Origin of the sequence: Streptomyces sp. NPDC094032, assembly GCF_040303965.1 — a bacterium.
Classification (GTDB): domain Bacteria; phylum Actinomycetota; class Actinomycetes; order Streptomycetales; family Streptomycetaceae; genus Streptomyces.
Genome location: NZ_JBEOUE010000007.1, coordinates 112,429 through 128,485, shown reverse-complemented (window position 1 = coordinate 128,485; position 16,057 = coordinate 112,429). Strand labels below are relative to the sequence as shown.

Genomic DNA, 16,057 nt, shown 5'->3' with positions numbered 1-16,057 from the left:
CCCCGGCCGGCCTGCCGGGGCCCCGCGTCTCAGCTCGCCGAGGCCTCCGGGACGCGGGAGGCGGGCGAGTGGTGACCCATCCGGTAGCCCACCCCGCGGACCGTGATGATCCAGCGGCTACAGCCGAGTTTGGCGCGCAGGGTGCTCACATGGGTGTCGATGGTCCGGCTGGTGGTGGCCCATTCGCTGCCCCACACCTTCGCCATCAATTCCTTACGGGAGATCACGGTCTCGGAATGCGAGGCGAGCAGATAAAGGAGCTCGAATTCCTTCGATGTGACATCGACGAGACGATCGCGCAGCCGCACTTCCCGCGCCCTCGGATCGATGTGCAGAGGACCGAGGGAAATCTCCTCGGGCGCCGCCGAAAGAGGGCGGCGGGCCCGGCGGAGAACGGCTTCGACGCGAGCCGCGATCTCCCGGAAACCCCAGGTCTGCGCGACACAGTCGTCCGCGCCCGCTTTCAGGGCGAGTACCCGCTCCAATTCGTCGTCCCGGCGGGTGAAGGCGATCAGCGGGACATCGCTCTCGGCGCGCAGGTTCCGGCAGACCTCGATGCCGTCGACATCGGGGAGTTCGAGCGAGAGCAGCACCAGGTCGGCCTCGCGGTAGGTGCGCAGGGCGTGTGCCCCGCTGTCCACGCTGCGGGCGGCGAAGCCCTGGCGGCGCAGATCGCGCACGAGCGACGCGGCGGAGGAGGCTTCCCGCTCCACCACGAGTACGTTTCTCATCGGACCGGTCCCTTCTCGTCAGCCCGCGATCCGGGCCGGCACCGGGGTGGGGCTGCGGGACGGCGGGGCGGGGACGCTGCCGCGTCTGCGGAGGTGCTGGTACGCGTAGGCGGCGGACGTCATCGTCATGTGGTGGTGCCATCCGGGGTAGGAGCGGCCCTCGAAATCCAGCACGCCGAACCGTTCCTGCAACGCGGTGACGGTCGACCGGACGGTCGCGCGACTGCGCATCAGCGCCAGGATCCGCTCCACCCGACGGTCGGCCAGGCTGGTGATCCAGTACCGGGCGGGCCGCAGCCCGTCGGGGTCGGGCAGTTCGAGCAGCCGGTAGCCGCGCGCGGCACCGTCGGCGCCGACCGTGCGCAGGGGGAGCCGTACCGCACCGGCGTAGGTGTAGAGAGGGGCGGCCCGCACACCGCCGCCCCGGAGACCGGGATCACTGGTCTGACGTGTCATCACATACGGCTGACGCGCGTTGCGTTCGTCCATCAGGACGCCGACCGTGGTCACCGTCGGGGCGCGCCGCCCGCCGATCACGACCTGGCCCGGGTTCACCTCGCAGAGAATGTCCGCGCGATGCCGGGCGAGCCCGGCGAGCACCCCGCTCGCGTCCTCGCTGCGGGAGAGGTCGAGCACCCAGGGCAGCCGGGGCAGCCGTGGCTGCGCGGCGGTCCCCGCCGCGTGGTCGAGCACACAGGCGCCCACGGAGCGCGCGGTCTCCTCCTCCGGGATCCGCGCCCGCAGCCGCCGCTCCTGGTCCCAGCCCCACGGGCCGTCGAGCACGAGGCTCCAGTCCACGGGGAAGCAGTGCGTGTCCGTCACAAGGAAAAGACCCACCGCTCGCTGGGAGTTGACGGTCCGTCCGGTCTCCGTGTCCAGCCGCCGGTGCACCCCCACCGAGTGCTCGCCGCGCTTGGGGATGAGCAGCTCCGTGGCGGTCCAGGCGTACGGGGCGGCGCCCGCGGCGACCCGCAGGGCGAGTCTGCGGCGCACCGGCTCCCAGTCCCACGTACTCGTGTTGATGAACTGGTGCAGGCTGTGCGCCGCCGCCGGCGGTAAGCGCTCGGTGCGTGCCATGCTCCGGGGCGTCTTCCGGCCGGAGACATGGATCAGGCCCCGGAGATACGCCCGGGCCCAGCGGCGTTGCTCGGCTCTGTGGAGGGGTCTGAAGATCTCTTCGAGAAAGAGGCGCATACGCGCTTCCTCGTCCCCCGTGGCCGACCATGCCGCGCTGGATGTGGCGGATGCGCCGGATGCGGCGGATATGGCGGATGTGCTGGACCTGCTGGACGTGCTTGATGTGCTCGACGACATGTGACGCTACGCCCCCTCGTACTTCCCTCACTCGCACCCGAGTCGGTGCCCTGCGTTCCGTACGAAGCCCAAAAATACCGTCTCGAAGGAAAATTTCACGAGACGGTCGGCGACTTTGCTCATTCGCCCTCTGACCTGCGGAAACGGACCCCGATCGAGGGTGTGCTGGACCGTCTCCCGGCACCGCGCGACGGTGCGCGGCCGGGCGCCGGACAACGGCGTGAATCCCACCCCCCGGGCCCGCACCCGCTGGTCACGCGGCTGCGCCGCGGGGCGGGTCGGCAGGGGTGGGACAGACGTTCGGGCGCACGTGTCAACAGCTCATGAACAATCCGCGCCGCACCGGCCGCCGGACGTCGGGGAAGCCGCCGAAGGCCCGGGGGATGGTGTGCCTTCGGCGGCTGCTCGGGGTGCGGGTCGGGCTACGGGAGTGCGCTGGGAGGGGCTCAGTCGGTGGGGCGCTTGGCGGGGAAGCCGTGGGCGCGGGCGGCCAGGACGACCACGAGCACCGGTGCCAGGAGCAGCAGCACCGTCCACGGGAAGGAGTCGCTGCCGACGGCGTCGAGCAGGACGCCGCCGATGATGCCGCCGCCGGCCATGGCGACGTTCCACAGCGTGACGAGCATCGCCTGGGCGGAGTCGGCCTGTTCGCCGCCCGCGTCGGCGACCGCCGTCTGGAGCAGGGTCGGCACCCCGCCCCAGCCCAGACCCCATAGTGCCGCCGCGACATAGACGAGAGCCGTGTTGTCGGCGAGCACCGCGAGAAGCGCCGCGGCCACGGCGACGAGCAGGGTGCTCGCGACCGTCAGCGCCCGCAGCCTGCGGTGGATCTGCGCGCCGACGATCCAGATGCTGGCGAGCGACGCGCCGCCGAAGACGAGCAGGACCAGATCGGTGCTGCCGCCGAGGCCCACGTCGTCGAGGAACGTGGCGATGTACGCGTACAGGATGGTGTGCGCGAGGACGAAGACCAGCGTCACGAACAGGACGGGGCTGACCCCCGGCACCTTCAGCGCCCGCAGCATCTTGGGCTTCTCGCCCGCCTCCTGGCCGGGGTAGTCCGGCACGGCGGCGGAGATCCAGAGCAGCAGGAGGACGGTGAGCCCGGTCATCGCGAAGAAGGCGACACGCCAGCCGAGCTGGGAACCGATGAAGGTGCCGGCGGGGACGCCGAGCGAGAGTGCGACGGGGATACCGGCCATGGCGATGGCGATGGCCTTGCCCTGGAGGTGGACGGGCGACATGCGGCGCGCGTAACCGGCGAGCAGCGCCCAGGCGAGACCGGCGGCCACACCCGCGACGAATCGGGCGACCATCGTCAGCTCGTAGACGGACGACACGGCCGTGACCGTGTTGGCGACGGCGAAGCCCGCCATCGCCGTGAGCAGCAGCCGCTTGCGCCGCCAGCGGGCGGTGGCGGCGGTGAGCGGGATCGCGGTCAGGGCGGTGCCGAGCGCGTAGATGGTGACGGTCTGGCCGGTCGCCGACTCGCTGACGCTCAGGTCCCGGCTCATCGCGGGCAGCAGACCGGCGGGCAGGGTCTCGGTGAGGCTGGTGATGAAGACGGCGGTCGCCAGGGCGAGCAGGGCGAACAGCGGCAGCTTCTGCGGCTCGCCGCCCTCGCCCGCCGCCGTCGGTGGCGAGGCGGGAGCGGCGGTGGTGTCGGGTGAGGTGCTCATCTGGTGTGCTCCGGTGAAGGGAGGGGGCGGGGACGGGGACGGGGAGGGATCCGGGAGGGATCCGGGACGGATCGGGGATGGGTCGGGGATGGGTCGGGGGTGGATCGGGGGTGGAACGGGGGTGGAACGGGGATGGATCAGGAAGTTGACGGATTCCGTATGGCCTACGAGGGGCCGAGGCCTCCGTCCACGGGGAGTTGGGCGCCTGTCGTGAAGGTCGCCTCGGTGGCGAGGAAGAGCGCGGCGCGGGCGACCTCCTCGGCGGAGCCGAGCCGGCCGAGGGGCGGGAGCGGCGAGGCGACGGCCGGCGCCGCCTCGATACAGCCCGGGGCCACCGCGTTGACGCGGATGCCGCGCGGCGCCAGCTCGGTGGCGAGCGCCCGCACGGCGGCGGGGGACGGCGCGGGCGCGGTGAGCACCACGGCGCCGCCGTCCCTGAGCAGCGGGAGGAGGGGCCGGGCGGTGGCGACGGAGTCGGCGAAGAGGAGGTCAGGGCCGTCCAGGTCGTCGGGGGCCGCGCCGAAGGAGCCGTCGGGGCTGTCGACGACACGGGCGGCGGAACCGAGTTCGGTACGGGCATGGGCGCTCTCGGCGGCGGTCCGGGCGGTGAGCACCACGCGCGCGCCGCCCTCCACGAGCCGCTTGGCGATGGCCAGTCCGATGCCGATCCCGGTGTCCTGCCCGAGAACGACGGCCCTCCTGCCCGCGTACCTGGTCATGACCGCCGCTCCCTTCCACTGCCCGGTGATGTCGTCGCCCCGACTGTGGGGCAGGGCGCTTCGGGGTTGCTTCGGGTGGGCTGATGGTCGGCTGATGGGGGTTGGATGGGGGAGCGGCTGGGGGGCGCCCGGAGGACTGTGGGGCGGGCCGTCGGGGTGCTCGTGGGGGCGCGCGGGGGGTGGCGGGGGCGGGGTACGGTGGCCGACATGCGCTTTGGGGTACTGGGACCGCTCGTGGTGTGGGACGACGAGGGCGCGGCGGTCACGGTCCCCGAGGTCAAGGTCCGGGCCCTGCTCGCGGACCTGCTCGCCCACGACGGGGACGCGGTCTCCGTCGACCGCCTGGTCCAGGACCTGTGGGGCGACGAACCGCCCGGCAAGCCCACGGGCGCGCTTCAGGCCAAGGTCTCCCAGCTCCGCCGGGTCATCGGCCGCGACCGGGTGGTCCACCAGGCCCCCGGCTACCGGCTCCGGCTCGACCGGACGGCCCACGAGGTCGACGCCGACCGCTTCCGCGCCCTGGTGGCCGAGGCCCGCACGGTCCGGGACCCGCGCGGACGGGCCGCGCTGCTGACCGACGCCCTCGATCTCTGGCGGGGCCCGGCGTACGCGGACTTCGCCGACGAGGAGTTCGTACGGGGGGCAGCCCAGCGCCTCGCCGAACAGCGCCTGTCCGTGCTGGAGGAACAGGCCGAGGCCCGCCTCCTGGCCGGTGACCACATGCTCCTCGCCGGTGAACTCGCCGCCCTGGTCGACCGCTACCCGCTCCGGGAGCGCCTCCGCGCGGTCCAGATGCGCGCGCTCTACCTGGCCGGCCGCCAGAGCGACGCGCTCGCCACGTACGCGGACCTCCGCGACCGCCTGTCCGAGGACCTCGGCGTCGACCCGGGCCCGGCCCTGACCGCCCTCCACCAGGCCGTACTCCGCCAGGACCCGAGGCTGGGGGACGGCCCGTCGGCGGTGCCGCCGCTGCGGAGGGGTGAGGGGGCGGGCGCGGAGCCCGACGTAGCCGAGCGACCTCTGGGCGGTGAGGAAACGTATCCGTACGGGCGGGCGCGGACCTCACGGTCCGGCTTCGAGACGTCGGCTCCCGGGCGGGTGCGGGCCGGCGGCGAGGTGTCAGGCCCCGTCGTGGTCGGCCGCCCAGGGAACGCGGGCGCCGGGCCGACGCGCCCCACCCCGGCCGACTCAGAGGGCCCCGGTCCCGGCCCCGGCAACCCCTCCAACCTCCCCGTACCCCTCACCCACCTCATCGGCCGCACGGAAGCCGTCACCCAGGTGGCCCGGCTCCTGCGCGGCACGCGACTGGTGACACTCACCGGGGCCGGTGGCGTCGGTAAGACCCGGCTCGCCGTGGCCGCCGCCTCGGAGGAGGCGGGCGGAGGCCCGGAGCGGGCCGAACTCCCGGACGGGGTATGGCTCGTGGAGTTCGCGGGAGTACGGGACGGCAGCGCGGCCGACCTGGCGCAGGTGGTGGCCGCCACCCTCGGTATCCGGGACGACGCCCCGGCGGCGCTGCCCGGCACCGGCGCGGGGGCGGCGGGCGCGCCCTCGCCCGTGCACCGGCTGGCGGCGGCGCTGCGGGACCGCAGGACGCTGCTGGTCCTGGACAACTGCGAGCACGTGGTGGACGCGGCGGTGGAGCTGGCCGAGCTGCTGCTCCGGACGGCGCCCGGCGTGCGGGTCCTCGCCACCAGCCAGGAGCCGTTGGGGCTCGCGGGCGAGGCGGTGTTCCCGGTGGAGCCGCTGGGTACGGACGACGCGGTGCGCCTGTTCAGCGAGCGGGCCTCCGATCGCGACCCCGCGTTTCCGCGCGACCCGGCCGCGGTCGACCCCGCCGACCGCGAGGCCGTCGCGGAGATCTGCCGCCGCCTGGACGGCATCCCGCTGGCCCTCGAACTCGCCGCCACCCGCGTACGGGCGCTGGGGGTGCGGGAGTTGGCGGCGCGGCTGGGTGATCGTTTCCGGGTGCTGAACTCCCGGCAGCGGGGTGCGCCCGCCCGCCAGCAGACGCTGCGGGCGGTCATCGACTGGAGCTGGGAGCTGCTGAGCGCGCCCGAGCGCATCGTGCTGCGCCGCCTCGCGGTGCACAGGGACGGCTGCGACCTGGCCGCCGCGGAGGCGATCTGCGCGGGGGACGGGGTGACCCGCGACGAGGTGCTCGACCTGGTGACGCGGCTGGTGGACCGCTCGCTCGTGGGCGTCGTGGACGGACCCGCGGGGCGGCGCTACCGGCTCCTGGAGTCGGTGGCCGCGTACGCGACCGAGCGACTCCACGAGATGGCCGACCTGGCCGCCGTACGCGACCGCCATCTGCACCACTACCTCACCCTCGCCGAACGCGCCGAACCCCACCTGCGCGGAGCGGGCCAGCGCACCTGGCTCATCCGCCTGGACGCGGAGGCGGGCAATCTGCGAGCGGCCCTGGACGAGGCGGTAAGGCGCGCGGCGCAGGGTCCGTCGGCCCCCGAAGCCGTCCGGCTGGCGACCGCCCTGGCCTGGTGGTGGCTGCTGCGCGGGCGGCTGGCGGAGGGGCGGCGCAGCCTGGCCGCCGCGCTCGCCGCGACCTCCGGCGACGCTCCCGAACTGGCTCTCCTTCACGGGGCCTTCGCGCTGCTCACGGGTGATCACGCCGAGGCGTGCGCGCTGGACGGCACCGTCGCGACCGCCGACGCCGTGCCCGACCCCGTACGCCGGGCCCGCGCCCTGTGGCTCTGCGCGTACGGCCTGTTCAGTGTGGGGGATCCCGTCGGGAGCGAGGCGCTGAACACCCGGGCCCTGGCCCTCTTCGGCGAGGTGGGCGAGTGCTGGGGAACGGCCGCCGCGCTCGGTCTGCGCGCGACGCTCGCCATGGCCGGTGGGGACCTCGTGGGACTCGGCCGCGACGGCCGGCGCAGTGCGGCACTCTTCCGTGAACTGGGCGATCGGTGGGGTGAGTTGCAGACCGTCTCGCCGCTCGCCGCGCTCGCCGAGATCAAGGGCGACTACGCCGAGGCCGCCCGCCGCCAGCACGAAGGGCTGGCCATCGCCCGCGAGTTGGGCCTGGAGGCCGAGGTGTCGGCCCGCCTGTCCGGACTCGGCCGGCTCGCGCTGCTGGCCCACGACTGGGAGCGCGGTCGTGACCTGCACGAGCAGGCCCACCGGATCGCCGCCGAACAGGGCTACAAGTACGGGGAGATCCACTCCGAGATGGGCCTCGCGCTCGGCGCCCGCCGCTCCGGTGACCTCGACGCCGCCGAGACGCACCTGCTGCGCATCCGGGACGGCTACGCGGAGGTGTCCTCCGAGGCGGGCGACCACCTGCTCCTCGCGGAGTTCGGCTTCCTCGCCGAACTGCGCGGCGACGCGACAGGGTCCGCCGCCCACCACCTGCGCGGCTGGGCCGTGGCCCGCTCCCTCGACGAACCGCGCGCCCTCGCCCTCTCCCTGGAGGGCCTGGCGGGCGCGGCGCTCCTGGCGGGGCCCGCCGAGGCCGCCGCCCTGCTGCTGGGCGCGGCGGACGCGGCCCGCCGGGGCGTGGGCGCCCCCCTGCCACCCGCCGAGCGCGGCGACGTGGACCGTATCGCGGGCGCGGCCGGCGCGGCACTGGGCGAGGCGGCGTACACGACGATGTTCGAGCAGGGCGCCCGTCTCACCCCCCACGCGGCCGTTCGGCGGGCCCGCACGGCACTCGACTGGCCCTTGGGCGAGGTGGAGACGCGCTGAGGAAGCCGACCGCAGCCCCGGCCGCAGTCAACGATCAACCGCTGTGACCGGCCCTGCCCCCACACCCCTCAGACGATGTCGAATTCGTTGCCCTCCGGATCCCGCATGGCGGCGGCGTAGAACCCCGCGTCCGGCTCGTCCTTGATCCCCACCACGGTGGCACCGGCCGCGACCAGCCGTTCCACCGTGGCCCTGACCCGCTGCGCGCGGACGTCCACGGGCACGTCACGGCCCCCGCCGACCTTCAGGTCGAAATGCCAGCGGTTCTTGCCGGCCTTGGCCTCCGGGACCTGCTGGAACCACACCCGTGGCCCGCGCCCCTCGGGATCGACGATCGACTCGGGAACGTCCCCGGCGCCGGCCGGCAACTCCTCCTCGGGCACCCCCATCGCCGCCCAGTAGGCACGCCACGTCGCGTACCCGTCGGGCGCGGGCTCGGGCACGTACCCCAAGGCCTCCGCCCAGAAGTCCACCATCCTCTGCGGATCGGAGCAGTCGATCGTCAGCTGCACTGTCATCTCCATACGCGAAGCGTGCCAGGCGGCTCTGACAACGGGCGGCGAGGCGCCCGGCGCTCAGCCGCGTGGTGCGGAGGGGCAGAGCTCGATGTCCTCCTCGGCGCACGGGATGATCGCCCGCACCACGGCGATCGTGCGCTCCGGCAGGTCGGCACGGTTGTTGAGGACCCATGAGATGTGCTGCGCGCCGAAGAAGGCGGAGACGAGGACCGTGGCGAGCGTGGTGGGCGAGGCGGAGGCCTCCGGGCTCTCCGGGTCCGGCTCGGGGCGGACCTCCTTGGCGAGCCAGGAGGTGATGAGATCCGTGTAGCCCTCGTAGGGCAGCGGGATCTGGGCGCCGATCAACTGACGTTCCAGTTGCAGCCGGGCCCCGGCCTGGAGGGCCGTCTCGTCGCGGAACGCCACGGCCGTGCGGATCAGCAGCTCGGCGACGGCGCTGACCGGCGGCAGCCCCAACTCCTGGACGGCGCGCGCGATCTCACCGATCCGCCGGTTGAAGAGCTCCGTCACGGCGACGGCGAGCGCGTCCTTGTTCTCGTAGTGGAAATAGACCGCGCCCTTGGTCATCCCGGCCGACTGCGCCACATCCAGGATGGTGACCGCGGGATACCCCTTGGCGGCGAACGCGGCGGCGGCCGAGGCGAGCACCCGCTCCCGTGTCCGTACCGCCCGCTCCTGCTTCAGCTCCTTGGTGACGGCGGGAGCCGAAACGCTGAAGATGTCGCCCGAGTTGGCTGCCATGCCCGTCCCATTTCCGCGGCCGCTGATCCCCGTTTCGTACCGCCGGGAAGGAATCGTACGGGAGCGTGGCCGAAAACCGAAGGGCGCGCCGCCCGTGCCGGATTGGGCCCGTCGGGGCCGGATCCCGCATCGGGGGAAGCCGTCCTGGAGGGGCGGCAGGGGGTGTCGCCCCCGGCTCCCCGGCGCTCCATCTGGTGGGCAGCTCCACCCGAGCGGGGGCTCGGCCGCCGGGTCGCGACGGGTGGCCGGTAACCGGCCCGAACGCGAGGTCGATACCGCCCGTCGACACGGCCCGTCGAGGCGGGTGGGCGACGCGGTCCGGCGATACGTCACGCCGCCGTGTGGCGCGACTCCAGCAACTGCCAGACCTGACAGACCTGGCGGGTGCTGTGGGCGGAGGAGGTGTCCGTCGGCGCGGTGTAGTACATGCCGAACATCAGCGACAGGAACATCGACGCGATGACCTCGGGGCTGTGCGTCGCGGCGAGCTCCGACCGGTCCTGCGCGGCCGCGACGAGCCGGGTCAGTTCGGCCGTCAGGTCCGTCACGGCCTGCGGGGCGGTGTCGCGCGCGGAGGCCTCCTCGTACACGAGTCGCAGCCCGGCGCGGAAGCGGAGGTCCCCGTGCATCCGGTGGACGAAGCCGACCGTGACGCGGTGCAGGATCGCGAGGGGCGGATCGCCGTCGCCGATCTTCCGGAACAGCTCGCGCCACCCGGCGTCGAAGGCGGAGGTGAACACGGCGGCCAGGGCGTCCTTCGACGAGAAGTGCCCGTACAGCGCGCCCTTGGTCATCCCCGCCTGGGCGGATATGCGCTGCAGGTTGGCCCCCGCGTAGCCGTGCCGGGCGAATTCCTCGGCCGACGCGTCCAGGAACCGCTCCTGCGTCCTCACCGCTCTCTCCTGCTTCGGCACGGTGCCCCTCCGGAGTCGCTCGGTCACGGAAAATAACAGTCTCTAGGGAATTTTTTCCTCGTGGGAGCTCTCATACCCCAGGCTGCGGGGTCAGGGCAACCAACCGATCCTGTCGAGATGGTGACGGAACGGCATGTACTGCCGGATCCGGTGGCGAGATCGGCGAGAAGATGCGGGAGGGTGGCGTGAAGCGGGTGCCTGGCCGGGCCGAGATGACACGGCGCGCCCAGGGGTGATCTTGTGGGAGCTGCCCGGGTGAGGCGAGCCGAGTCCGCTCGTGTCGCTGTTGGGCCGAACGGGTGAGTAACGGGAGGATGGGTGCATGAGTAGGTACGAGAGGTACGACGTCACCGACGAGCAGTGGGAGGGCCTGGCGCAGGTCGTGCCCCTGCGCGGTCGTGACGAATGGCCGTCCAGGGTCGACCACCGCACGATGCCCGAGCAGTACGAGGCGGCCGAGCAGCGCCGCATGGTCGTCCTGCGAGTGCAGGTCTTCGCCGACGCGCGCGAGGTCGCCGAGTACCTCATCGCCCAGATCCCGGTCCTCCTCGACCTGACGAGCGCCGACACCGAGGTCGCCAAGCGGATCCTCGACTTCAGCAGCGGCGTCGTCTTCGGCCTCGGCAGCGGCATGCACCGCGTCGACCGGAACGTCTTCCTCCTCGCGCCGGCCGGCACCGAGGTCGAGGGCGCGGAGGAGGGTTCGGAGGAGGACGTCGACGGGACCGGGGTCGCGGTCCCTCGTTCGTAGGAAGGTCGATCAGCCGTAACGGTTCGTCACGCTGACCCCTGCGTACGGTCCGACCATGACCACCACCGGCGGCACCGCCCCCGACCGCACCCCAGCCCGCCCACACGACCCCGCCCACGACGGGAGCCAGTCCGTCAGCGACGGGAGCGCCTCCGCGCGCGAGACGAGTACGCCCGTCCGTGACGGGAGCGCCTTGGCGCGCGATGTGAGTAGCTCCGTCCGTGACGGGAGTGCTCCCGTGCGCGAGACGAGTACGTCTGTCCGTGACGGGGGCGTACCCGCTCGCGACGCGAGTGCGTCCGTCCGTGCCGGGAGTGCTCCCGCGCGGGACAGGGGTTCATCCGTCCCTGCTCAGGGGGGCGCCGCTCGGAGCGGCCCGTCCCAGGGGGCCGCCTCGCGGGGCGGATCCGTTGCCGCCGAGGGGCCGGCTGCCCAGAGCGTCCCCGCTCAGGGGCGGGCTCGTGGTCGTGGCGTCGTGCAGGGCGTGCAGGGCGTGCCGCGGGCCAGCGGGCCGGAAGGGGGCCGGGGGGCTTCCGCCCTGGGCGGTTCCGGTGAGGGCGGCCCGGGGCCGGACGCCTCCGTCCCGGACCACCCTGCTCCGGGCCATCCCGCTCCGGGTCACGCCGCTCCCGACCACCCCGCCCCGGACCACCGAGCCCCCGCGTCGGCCCCGGCCGCCGCTTCCGCCGCCGCTTCCCCCGCCAGTTCCGTCGCCAACCCGGCGCCAAAGTTCGCGCCCAAGTCCGCACCCAACTCGGCACCCAAGTCCGCGTCCAGCTCGGCACCCGCCTCCCCACCCGCCTCCGCCCCCCGGGCGCAGCACCGCCCGGTCGTCACCGAGTTGCGACTCTCCGCCTTTGCCGTGCACCGTGCGGCCGTTCTGCCGCTCGGGCCCGTGACGCTGCTGCGGGGGCCGAGCGGAAGTGGGAAGTCCACCGTCCTGCGGGCGTACGAGGCGTTGGCGCGGCTCGGGGCGGGGGCCGGGCTCGCGGAGGCGTTGCCCGACGCGGCCGACCTGGTGCCCGAGCGGGCGCGGCCCGACGCCCAGGGGCGGCGCGGCTTCCGGATCGGCTGCACCGTCGACGGCCCGGCGGGACCCGTCCACCTCGACGTCGCCGTCCAGGCCGAGCCTCAGCTGCGGATCGTCGGTGAACGCCTCACCGCGCGGGGCCGCACCCTTCTCACGACCGCCCTGCGCGACCCGGGCCGCAGCACGGTGCAGGCCGAATGGCACACCGCCGGAAGCACCCCCGTCACCCGGGCCCCGCTCCCCGACGACCTGCTCGGCACCGCGCTGCTGCCGCTGCGGGTCGCGGGCAAGACCAAGGGGCAGCTGGAGGTCCTGGCCGCGGCGGAGCAGGTGGTGGTCGGCCTGCGCTCCGTCTTCGCGTGCGACCCGAGGCCCGCGGGGATGCGGGCGCCCGTCCCGGTCGGCGAGGGCCGGCTGCGCCGCGACTGCCGCAACCTCGCCGAGGTGCTGCACCGCACCGCCACCGAGTGCCCGCGCCGCCACACCCGGCTCGCGGCGATGGCGGGCGCCGGCTGTGCGGGGCCGGTCACGGCCCTCGGTCTGCGGGAGCCGGCGGAGGGCATGGTGCAGGCCGTACTGGAACGGGGCGCGGGCCCCGCGACCCCGCTGGGCCGGCTCGGGGAGGGCGAACTGCGCTACCTGGCCCTCGCGCTCGTCCTGCTCACCGGTCCCGGCGTGTTCGAGGTGGACCCCCTCGCGGAGGTCCCCGAGGCCATGAAGACGCTCACCGTCCTCGCCGACGGACTGGACCGGGCGCTCGACGCGCGGCAGCTGCGCGAACTGATCGCGCTGGCCGCCACGATCTGCGCGAACGGGCATATGCGGCTGGTCGGGACGGTGGGGGAGGACCGGCTCCACGAGACGGGTGCCGGATGGGGGCCCGGGGTGACGGTGGTAGACCTGGGCCGTGACCGATCCTGATGTAGCGGGCCTGCAGCGCCGCCTCGCCGACTTCGCGGCCGCCCGGCAGTGGCAGCCGTACCACACACCCAAGAACCTCGCGGCGGCGCTGAGCGTCGAGGCGTCCGAACTCCTGGAGATCTTCCAGTGGTCGACGCCCGAGGAGGCCGCGCGGGTGATGGACGACCCGGACACCGCGCACCGGGTCGGCGACGAGGTCGCGGATGTCCTCGCCTATCTCCTGCAGTTCTGCACCGTGCTCGGGATCGATCCGCTCGCCGCGCTCGCGGCGAAGATCGACCGGAACGAGCTCCGCTTCCCTGTCCGGGGCGAGAACGACAGTCATCGTCACTCTTCGGAGTGATCGAGTTATCCCCAGGAGCTTCCTGTCCACAGATTTCCGAATTCCCCTGGTGTTTGGGCTCAGGCGGCCTCACGCTGGGTAATGGAATGAGTGGGCAGTAAGTCATAAGAACGGGGGCGGCGTTGATGGAAGCGGAGCGACTCATCGCGACCGGTCGGCATGCGCTGGCCGAGAGCCGCACGGCGCTGGACATCGTGGCGGAGGCCTGGCAGGCCCAGGTCCTCGCCCAGGCGATAGGGAGTCATCTCGTGCTCTGCGGACCGCTGGAGCTGCGGAGCGAGGCGCGGGGACTGAGCGAGATCGGCGGAGGGCGCGGTCCGACGGACCAGCCCGTGGTGCGCGGCGGGCTTCCGAGGGCCGCGCAGCTCACCGAGGTGGGGGACGAGCGGGCCGCGTTGACCGCGCTCGGCGCGCTCCTCGGCGAGGTGGGCATCGCCCTGGTCGGGGTGGCCTGCGCCACGGACGAGGAGGGTCTCTACTGGCAGTGCATCGAGGCGATCGACGCGACCGACGAGGCGGGTGACCGGGTACGCGGAATGCTCCGCCGCCTCACCTTGCGCGAGCGCGGCCGGCCGCCCGACCCGGCGAGAGGAAGAGCCGGCCCGAGACCGGGCGGCCGGTGAAGCACGCCCCCGCCGTTCCCAGATCCACGGCGTGGGGGCCCCGCCCCGACCGCCCCCCCCCACGCCGACCTTGAGGCCGAGGCGATCAGGGGGTGGCGAGGGAGCCGGGGGGTGCCAGGCGCGTCGGAGGCTCCGGGCGGCTCGGAGGCGCCAGAAGCGCCGGGGGGTGGAGGCTCCGGGAGCGGAGCCTCCGGGGACGGAGGCGCCGGACGCTCCGGGGGTGGAGACTTCGGGGGACGGAGGCGCCGGACGCTCCGGGGATGGAGGCTTCGGGGGACGGAGGCTCCCCGGGCTCAGGGGTGGTCGGGGCCGTTCGGGCGGTCCGCCGTGCTCGTCTGGCGGTCGGCGGAGGACTGGATGTCGGCGTCCAGTTGCGACAGGTCGGCGGTCAGGGCCGCCATCAGCTCCTCCATCTGCTGGAGCAGGCCCTTCGGGGCGCCGCCGCCCTGCTGCTCGGGCACGGACGGCGCGGGCTGCTCGGGCACGGCCCGCTCCGGCGCGGCTTCCTGGGACATGGCGGCCTCCTGGCCAGGCCCCTCCGGTGGGGGAAGGGCCACGAAAGGGTGCGGCGGCACCGGCAGCGGCCGCCGGTGCGCGGGCCGGGCGGTCCGGCTCCGCCCGAGCCAACGACGGGTCCCGGGCCCCGGTCACTGGCCCGGGAGGACGCCGCCCGCCCAGGGGGCGGATATTCACCCGACAGGGCCGTGGGTGATCGTCCGCTGACGAAGACGTTGACGCACCCGTGTGGTGCGGGGAGGAGGTATCCCGAAGGAGAGGTTCCGGCGGGTGCGGGTGCGGGTGCGGGTGCGGGTGCGGGTGCGGGTGCGGGACGCGGTGGCGGAGGCGGGGCGGTCGGCGGGCGCGCTGGTGTACTCCGACGCGCTGGTGGTCTGCGGCGGCAAGGGCGGCGCCGAGGTCGTCCGGCGGGCTGCCGCCATCGGCCGCCGCCAACGGCCGGGGCGTCGCCGCGTTCAAGGTCGACGGTCTCGCGGGCTTGCCCGCTGAGGGCGTCGAGGAGTTGGGGAGGTACGGTGCAGTCGGCTCCGGCCGGATCTGACTTCAGGTGCTTGACCTGGACGATCTGGACCACCTGGAGCTGATCTCCGCACAGGTCCAGACGCAGCTGGGGTGACCCGAATGAAACCCGTCCGTCCGCTCGCCGCCGCCCTCGCCGAGCAGGTGCTCGTGCTCGACGGGGGCCTGTCCAACCAGCTCCAGGCGCAGGGGTGCGACCTGTCCGACGCGCTCTGGTCGGCCCGGCTGCTCGCCGACGGGCCCGAGCAGATCGAGGCGGCGCACGCCGCGTACGTCCGCGCGGGCGCCCAGGTGCTGATCACCTCCAGCTACCAGGCGACCTTCGAGGGCTTCGCCCGGCGCGGGACCGGCCGGGCGGAGGCGGCGCGGCTGCTCGCGCGGAGCGTGGAGCTGGCCCGGGCCGCGGGCGCGGGGGCGGACCGGGAGGTCTGGGTCGCGGCGTCCGTCGGCCCGTACGGGGCGATGCTCGCGGACGGCAGCGAGTACCGCGGCCGGTACGGGCTCTCGGTCGGCGAGCTCGCCGACTTCCACCGGCCGCGGGTCGAGGCCCTCGCCGAGGCCGGGCCGGACGTCCTGGCCCTGGAGACGGTGCCGGACGCCGACGAGGCGGAGGGGCTGCTGCGGGCGGTCGAGGGGTGCGGGGTGCCGGTCTGGCTCTCGTACACGATCGACGGGGACCGGACCCGGGCCGGTCAGCGCCTTGAGGAGGCCTTCGGGCTTGCCGCCGGGGTCGACCAGGTCGTGGCGGTCGGCGTCAACTGCTGCGATCCGCGCGACGCCGGGCCCGCCGTGGCCATCGCCGCCGAGGTGACCGGCAAGCCCGTGGTCGTCTACCCCAACAGCGGCGAGGAGTGGGACGCCGGGGCCCGCGACTGGCGGGGCGGTGCCACCTTCGCCCCCGACGTCATGTCCCGCTGGCGGGCGGACGGGGCCCGGCTGATCGGCGGCTGCTGCCGGGTCGGCCCGGATCTGATCGCCGGGCTCGCCACGACGCTGGAGGGGTAGCAGGGGGCGCCGGGGCCGGGAAAATGCC

14 protein-coding genes and 1 pseudogene are annotated in these 16,057 nt (G+C 74.1%); 7 read left to right on the top strand and 8 right to left on the bottom strand.

Going from position 1 to position 16,057, the window contains the following annotated elements; translation table 11 throughout:
- Positions 1-29: 29 nt before the first annotated feature.
- From ABTZ54_RS13030 to ABTZ54_RS13015, 4 genes are all read right to left on the bottom strand, one after another.
- Entirely contained in the window at positions 30-731 is a 702-nt protein-coding gene (locus ABTZ54_RS13030; protein ID WP_351661165.1) for a response regulator transcription factor, read from the bottom strand.
- 18 nt (positions 732-749) lie between these two features.
- Positions 750-1,925, bottom strand: coding sequence for an IS701 family transposase (locus ABTZ54_RS13025; RefSeq protein ID WP_351661162.1), 1,176 nt, complete (start codon positions 1,923-1,925; stop codon positions 750-752).
- Positions 1,926-2,491: 566 nt separating this feature from the next.
- Positions 2,492-3,724, bottom strand: a complete 1,233-nt coding sequence (locus ABTZ54_RS13020; RefSeq protein WP_351661159.1) for an MFS transporter — start codon at positions 3,722-3,724, stop codon at positions 2,492-2,494.
- Positions 3,725-3,888: 164 nt separating this feature from the next.
- Positions 3,889-4,443 carry an SDR family oxidoreductase gene (locus tag ABTZ54_RS13015; protein ID WP_351661156.1) on the bottom strand — a complete coding sequence of 185 codons (555 nt, stop codon included), beginning with the start codon at positions 4,441-4,443 and terminating at the stop codon, positions 3,889-3,891.
- Positions 4,444-4,650: 207 nt separating this feature from the next.
- Here ABTZ54_RS13015 and ABTZ54_RS13010 point away from each other — a divergent pair, with 207 nt between their 5' ends.
- On the top strand, positions 4,651-8,148 hold the full coding sequence (locus tag ABTZ54_RS13010; protein ID WP_351661153.1) for an AfsR/SARP family transcriptional regulator: 3,498 nt from the start codon (positions 4,651-4,653) through the stop codon (positions 8,146-8,148).
- Positions 8,149-8,216: 68 nt separating this feature from the next.
- Here the strand turns inward: ABTZ54_RS13010 and ABTZ54_RS13005 are convergent, their stop codons facing one another.
- From ABTZ54_RS13005 to ABTZ54_RS12995, 3 genes are all read right to left on the bottom strand, one after another.
- Positions 8,217-8,672 (bottom strand): VOC family protein, encoded by a 456-nt coding sequence (locus ABTZ54_RS13005; protein ID WP_351661150.1) that lies wholly within the window; start codon positions 8,670-8,672, stop codon positions 8,217-8,219.
- 51 nt (positions 8,673-8,723) lie between these two features.
- A complete protein-coding gene (locus ABTZ54_RS13000) occupies positions 8,724-9,407 on the bottom strand; it encodes a ScbR family autoregulator-binding transcription factor (RefSeq protein WP_351661147.1) in 684 nt (227 codons plus the stop codon).
- A gap of 329 nt (positions 9,408-9,736) precedes the next feature.
- Complete coding sequence (locus tag ABTZ54_RS12995; protein WP_351661144.1) at positions 9,737-10,300, bottom strand: TetR family transcriptional regulator; 564 nt, start codon at positions 10,298-10,300, stop codon at positions 9,737-9,739.
- Positions 10,301-10,643: 343 nt separating this feature from the next.
- Between ABTZ54_RS12995 and ABTZ54_RS12990 the strand changes: the two genes are divergently transcribed.
- The 4 genes from ABTZ54_RS12990 (at position 10,644) to ABTZ54_RS12975 (ending at position 13,989) form a co-directional block, all read left to right on the top strand.
- Positions 10,644-11,072 (top strand): cell division protein SepF, encoded by a 429-nt coding sequence (locus tag ABTZ54_RS12990; RefSeq protein ID WP_351661142.1) that lies wholly within the window; start codon positions 10,644-10,646, stop codon positions 11,070-11,072.
- A gap of 841 nt (positions 11,073-11,913) precedes the next feature.
- Entirely contained in the window at positions 11,914-13,023 is a 1,110-nt protein-coding gene (locus tag ABTZ54_RS12985; protein ID WP_351661139.1) for an AAA family ATPase, read from the top strand.
- Entirely contained in the window at positions 13,010-13,366 is a 357-nt protein-coding gene (locus ABTZ54_RS12980) for a nucleotide pyrophosphohydrolase (RefSeq protein ID WP_351661136.1), read from the top strand. The genes ABTZ54_RS12985 and ABTZ54_RS12980 overlap by 14 nt, the downstream gene beginning before the upstream one ends.
- Before the next feature lie 125 nt (positions 13,367-13,491).
- Positions 13,492-13,989 (top strand): DUF6099 family protein, encoded by a 498-nt coding sequence (locus tag ABTZ54_RS12975; RefSeq protein WP_351661133.1) that lies wholly within the window; start codon positions 13,492-13,494, stop codon positions 13,987-13,989.
- A gap of 293 nt (positions 13,990-14,282) precedes the next feature.
- On the opposite strand, the gene ABTZ54_RS12970 is transcribed toward ABTZ54_RS12975, so the two are convergent.
- Positions 14,283-14,504, bottom strand: a complete 222-nt coding sequence (locus ABTZ54_RS12970; RefSeq protein WP_351661130.1) for a hypothetical protein — start codon at positions 14,502-14,504, stop codon at positions 14,283-14,285.
- 304 nt (positions 14,505-14,808) lie between these two features.
- On the opposite strand from ABTZ54_RS12970, the pseudogene ABTZ54_RS12965 reads away from it, so the two are divergent.
- Positions 14,809-15,121: pseudogene (locus ABTZ54_RS12965) on the top strand (LLM class F420-dependent oxidoreductase); the annotation flags it as partial.
- Positions 15,122-15,126: 5 nt separating this feature from the next.
- Positions 15,127-16,029, top strand: a complete 903-nt coding sequence (mmuM, locus tag ABTZ54_RS12960; RefSeq protein ID WP_351661127.1) for a homocysteine S-methyltransferase — start codon at positions 15,127-15,129, stop codon at positions 16,027-16,029.
- The last annotated feature ends 28 nt before the right edge of the window (positions 16,030-16,057 follow it).

Coding starts and splice junctions, on each gene's coding strand:
- ABTZ54_RS13015 (WP_351661156.1), bottom strand. CDS start 4,443: ATGACCAGGTACGCGGGCAGGAGGGCCGTCGTTCTCGGGCAGGACACC.
- mmuM (WP_351661127.1), top strand. CDS start 15,127: ATGAAACCCGTCCGTCCGCTCGCCGCCGCCCTCGCCGAGCAGGTGCTC.
- ABTZ54_RS13020 (WP_351661159.1), bottom strand. CDS start 3,724: ATGAGCACCTCACCCGACACCACCGCCGCTCCCGCCTCGCCACCGACG.
- ABTZ54_RS12970 (WP_351661130.1), bottom strand. CDS start 14,504: ATGTCCCAGGAAGCCGCGCCGGAGCGGGCCGTGCCCGAGCAGCCCGCG.
- ABTZ54_RS13010 (WP_351661153.1), top strand. CDS start 4,651: ATGCGCTTTGGGGTACTGGGACCGCTCGTGGTGTGGGACGACGAGGGC.
- ABTZ54_RS13000 (WP_351661147.1), bottom strand. CDS start 9,407: ATGGCAGCCAACTCGGGCGACATCTTCAGCGTTTCGGCTCCCGCCGTC.
- ABTZ54_RS13005 (WP_351661150.1), bottom strand. CDS start 8,672: ATGGAGATGACAGTGCAGCTGACGATCGACTGCTCCGATCCGCAGAGG.
- ABTZ54_RS12975 (WP_351661133.1), top strand. CDS start 13,492: ATGGAAGCGGAGCGACTCATCGCGACCGGTCGGCATGCGCTGGCCGAG.
- ABTZ54_RS13030 (WP_351661165.1), bottom strand. CDS start 731: ATGAGAAACGTACTCGTGGTGGAGCGGGAAGCCTCCTCCGCCGCGTCG.
- ABTZ54_RS13025 (WP_351661162.1), bottom strand. CDS start 1,925: ATGCGCCTCTTTCTCGAAGAGATCTTCAGACCCCTCCACAGAGCCGAG.
- ABTZ54_RS12990 (WP_351661142.1), top strand. CDS start 10,644: ATGAGTAGGTACGAGAGGTACGACGTCACCGACGAGCAGTGGGAGGGC.